Consider the following 4,931-nt stretch of genomic DNA (forward strand, 5'->3'; position numbering starts at 1 on the left):
GACCAATACGGTACCATCAGCAATCGCTAACACCAGCTTACGTGCAATCACACGTTTGAGGTCAATTCGATAGGTGACTTTTTTTGCAGTCGGTAACACCTGTCCGGTGAATTTTACCTCGCCTGAGCCCAGCGCTCTACCCCTGCCGGGATTGCCTTCCCAAGCCAGGAAAAAACCGACTAACTGCCACATCGCATCCAGCCCCAAACAACCGGGCATGACGGGATCACCGGGGAAATGACAGTCAAAGAACCATAAGTCAGGATGTATATCCAACTCTGCAATAATCTCACCCTTTCCATACACGCCACCGGTGTTGGCAATATGAGTAATGCGGTCCATCATCAGCATATTGGGAACAGGTAACTGGGCATTGCCGGGACCAAACATTTCTCCGTGTCCGCACTGCAATAATTCTTCAAATGTAAATGATGATTGCTTACTCATGAATTCTCTTAATTATCCCGCCAACTGGGCACCGTATGATAGCACGAACGTTTTAAAACCAGAAAAAAACGTGAAGTTCCACGCAACTTAAAAAAAAGCCACGACTAGAAAAATAGCCGTGGCTTTATCCGAAAGCAACTTGGGTTTAATTGTTGTTGGCTGCCATCGTTGCCGCAGCTTCAGGCAACTCGACATTCAGGCCTTCCAGCAGCATGCCCATGCTATTGAGAATACGATACATCGCAAACATTTCGTCGTACTGAGTGTTGACCAAAGCAGTTCTGGCACCGAACACCTCGTTTTCAGAGTCCAGCAAGTCAAGCAGTGTGCGTTGTCCCAGGCTGAACTGTTGCTGGTAAGCATCACGTGATTTTTCACTTGATTCAACGTGCTGTCTGCGGAAAGCCATCTGATTCTTCACTGTCTGCCAGGCATTCCAGGACAGGCGCACACTCTCTTCAACTTGACGCCGTGTATTATTACGAATCTCAGCAGCCTGATTGATCAGATAAGCGGTTTCCTCGCGACGGGCTGAATCACGTCCGCCATTCAGCAGGTTATAACGCAGCCGGAGCATGGCGGTAACATCTTTATCCTTGCCTTCCTGACCATCGATATCATGATCTGCCCGGGTACCCAGTTCCAAGTGAACATCCGGATAGAAAGGTGCTTTAGCTGTTGCATGCTGAGCATGAGCAGATTCAACATCAAATTCTGCCAGTTTCAGTGTTGGATGATTGTTGATGGCAATATCGATACTCTCATCAACTGTTTCAGGAACCAGACTGATAGGTGAATCGGGTTGAGTCAAAGATTCTGGTGTCATGCCGACAACACGAATGTAAGAAGTTTCGGCATCACGCAGATTACTTTGCTCGGACATCAGATTAGCTTCTGCCAGCGCCAGCCGGCCCAGGCTCTGATCCATATCAGCCCTGCGGCCTACACCACGTTCGCTGCGTAACATAATCTGGTCATGGGTACGCTGATGAGCTTCCAGATTGGTCTGCGCCAGTTCAACCAGCTGCTGACGACGCAGAACGTTGAGATAAGCCTCAACCGCATCCAAGCCGGTATTTTCTGAAGCACTATAGACCGAGAAAGAACGGGAGCTGGTACGGGCTTGCTGACGGGCGACCTCATTTTTGGTTTCCATGCCGTCAAACAGCATTTGCCGCAAATTCAAACTGGCTTCGTCCCTGTTTAAATGAACCTCGCCTTTACCTGCAACCCGTGTACTCGGGTTGTCAGTCATTTCCCAACCGGTACCCACTGCCAGGTCCAAGGTAGGAAAATATCCAGCCCGGGCCTGGTCAATTTCTTTGGAAACCGCTTGTCGTTCATGAATGGCCGCAAGAACATCGGGGTTTGTTTTTATCGTAGCATCCACTGCTTCTTGGAGTGTATCCGCACAAGCGATGCCAGCAGATAGACATAATGGAATGGCTATAGCTAAAGGTTTCATAATGCATCCTATTTTATTATTACTGTGTTGCTTTCGGCGGCCCCTCAGGCATCACACAATCAAACATCCTAAATTGTCTTAAGTTTTGTTTTTAACGCACTGTATTACAACATATCATTTACTGCAATGGAATCCATTAGCGAAGATCCCGAAAAAAGATAGCTAACGATAATCTGTCAGCTAAGTTCATTTTCTGAAAAATAGCTGTCAGATGCGCCTTAACCGTACGCTCGGTAATATTCATTGCTTTGGCAATCATCTTGTTGGTCGCGCCATGACTAACCAGTTTGGCAACATCCAGCTCTTTGGGAGACAGGCTTTGCAACGCCTGCTGTTGTTCTTCACTGATCGCCGGCACATGCGACAATTCGTCAATCAGCCCTGAAATCACATGCCGTTCCACCCAGACTTCACCCTGAATAACCAGTTGTAAAGCTTCATGCAGTTTAGCCAGCGGCAGTTCCTGATTAAAATAACCACGCGCGCCCTGCTTGAGTACAGCAATCTGGATAGCGACGGGTCGTGGCGGCCCCACCACCAGAATGCGACTGGACACACATCTCTGGGTCAGTGCAGCCAATCCCTGACTCCCGTCTGCTTCTATCAATTGCTGATGACAAATTATTAATTCAGGTGACTCATCACCCATAGCTGCCAGCATTGAAGCAATATCAGTAAAAGCTGACATTTCATAGCAGGCCGGTAAGGTTCTGACAACACGCTGCCGGAATACCTCATCAGGAATGACAAGAAACAAACTGGCCTGAGTAATCGTGCTGTCTTTCATCCGGCTGATTCCATCCATCAACGTTCCCTCAGTGCTTCATTTTTTGCTTTGAGAATCGGTTTTAATAAATAATCAAGCACCGTTTTCTTACCGGTCAGAATATCCACCGTCGTTGTCATACCGGGGATAATTTCCAACTGCCCCTTGCTGCTATCAATATAATTTTTTCCCGTGCGCAGATAAATCAGATAAAAACTTTCATCTTTGTCATTGGTAATAGTATCGGCACTAATACGTTCCAGTTTGGCCGGCAGACCACCATAAATGGAAAAGTCATAGGCCGTCAATTTAATCATCGCATCCTGACCCGGCCTTAAAAAAGCAATATCGGCAGGTCTAATATGGGCTTCAATCAGCAGATTATCTTCTACCGGTACAATTTCAACCAAATCCATACCAGGCTGGATAATGCCGCCCACCGTGTTAATCTTGAGCTGTTTTATCGTACCTTTTACCGGAGAACGCACCTGGGTTCTTGTAACCCTGTCCTGGAGCGAGGTAATGGTTTCCTTGGTGCGGGCCAGCTCCGCTCTGACCTCACTGAGTTGCAAAGCCGCTTCCGACTTGAATCTGAGCTCTACATCTTCGATTTTTTGTCTCACCTCTGTCAGCGTAGAGCGAATTCGAGGAATGGCAAGACGTGCAGCTTCCATTTCACCCTGCAGATCGTTCACCGTGCGTTTCAACCGCAGCAGTTCAACTTCAGATATCACACCTACCGGGACCAAAGGTGCTGACATTTGCAATTCCTGGTTACTGAGTTCATAACTGCGGCGCAGCTTGCCGAGTTTGGCCTGTGTTTCAATCAATTCTTGCTGACGCTGCCGTTCCTGTTGCTTGAGCACATCGACGTTACTTTGCAATTCAAGTTGACGCGTTCTATATAAAGATTGCTCATTGGCGGCCAAACCGGGTTGTTGATTGATGATTTCTTCCGGCAGTGTCAGTTCTGTGCCATTAACCTCAGCCTGCAGGCGTGCGTTACGTGCCAGTAATTCCCAGTATTTAAGCTCGGTTTCTCTGAAAGAAGAGGAAAAGCGGGTATCGTCAATTTTAAGCAGCACATCGCCTTTTTCGACCAGTTGGCCTTCTGCCACTAATACATCTGCCAGAATTCCCCCCTCCAGATTCTGAATAACCTGGATCTTGCTGGAAGGAATGACTTTGCCTTCCCCTCTGGTCACTTCATCCAGTGACGTTACACTGGCCCACCATCCGGCACAGATAAAAAACAACAGGGTCAGGAATAACAGAGAATGGCCGCCTCTATGGGCGGATTCCATGGTCGCGGCGCTGACTTCTGACATGAATTCAACATCATCCGGATGTGTTCTTCTGAACCAGGCCATCGCTTTACCCTTTTGACACTTTGATATGACCTTTCTTCAAGGCCGCGAGGATTTGATCTTTCGGGCCATCTGCAACCAAATGTCCCTGATCCAGAACAATAATGCGATCCACCAGACTCAGCAAAGAAGCCTTGTGAGTCACCAGCAATAAAGTTTTATCCTTGAGCACCTCGGATAGTTTGCTTTTGAAACGATCTTCAGTGCTGTTATCCATCGCATTGGTAGGTTCATCCAGCACGATAACCGGTGAATCCAGCAACAAAGCTCTAGCCACTGCCACACTCTGACGTTGTCCGCCGGAAAGTCCCTCGCCACGCTCACCGACCGGCATATCAAAGCCAGATGGATGGCGGTTCACAAACTCGGTAACACCCGCCACATCAGCCGCTTTCAATACGGCAGCATCATCGGCAAAAGGCGCTACCATGGTTATATTCTCACGGATACTGCCGAAGAACAGCACCACATCCTGCGGCGCATAGCCAATACTGCGGCGCAGATCCACCGGATCGACTTGGCGGATATCCGTGCCATCCAACATAATGGATCCTTCATCGGGCTCATAAAGTCCGAGAATCAGTTTCTCAACCGTACTCTTACCGGAACCGATACGGCCAATAAAGGCGACTTTTTCGCCGGGTTTGATACTGAAAGAAACTTCCGACAACGCGTCCATAGGTTGATTGGGATAGCGAAAACGGACTTTCTTGAACTCAACACCGCCTTTGAACTCGGGACGATGCAAAAACTCACGGCCTGAAGGTCTTTCCACCGGCAAGTTCATCAGCGTGTTCAGCGAATTTAACGCTGCCTTGGACTGATGATAGCGGGTCAGAATACCGGCAAGCTGTGCCATAGGCGCCAACGCCCGGCCGGTCAGAAT

The 4,931-nt window shown here is 48.4% G+C and carries 5 protein-coding genes; all 5 read right to left on the bottom strand.

The window, feature by feature from the left end; genetic code table 11:
• Positions 1–447, bottom strand: a 447-nt coding sequence (gene fabA, locus OMP95_RS12410; RefSeq protein WP_266329311.1) for a 3-hydroxyacyl-[acyl-carrier-protein] dehydratase FabA, incomplete at its 3' end; no start/stop codon positions are given.
• Positions 448–592: 145 nt separating this feature from the next.
• Positions 593–1,912, bottom strand: coding sequence for a TolC family outer membrane protein (locus OMP95_RS12415; protein ID WP_266329313.1), 1,320 nt, complete (start codon positions 1,910–1,912; stop codon positions 593–595).
• 136 nt (positions 1,913–2,048) lie between these two features.
• Entirely contained in the window at positions 2,049–2,717 is a 669-nt protein-coding gene (locus OMP95_RS12420; protein ID WP_266329315.1) for a response regulator transcription factor, read from the bottom strand.
• Positions 2,717–4,048 carry an HlyD family type I secretion periplasmic adaptor subunit gene (locus OMP95_RS12425; RefSeq protein WP_266329317.1) on the bottom strand — a complete coding sequence of 444 codons (1,332 nt, stop codon included), beginning with the start codon at positions 4,046–4,048 and terminating at the stop codon, positions 2,717–2,719. The genes OMP95_RS12420 and OMP95_RS12425 overlap by 1 nt, the downstream gene beginning before the upstream one ends.
• 4 nt (positions 4,049–4,052) lie before the next feature.
• Positions 4,053–4,931 (bottom strand): ATP-binding cassette domain-containing protein (locus OMP95_RS12430; RefSeq protein WP_266329318.1); only part of this gene is annotated, 879 nt, incomplete at its 5' end.

This window comes from Methylophaga sp. OBS4, assembly GCF_026319305.1.
Taxonomy (GTDB): domain Bacteria; phylum Pseudomonadota; class Gammaproteobacteria; order Nitrosococcales; family Methylophagaceae; genus Methylophaga.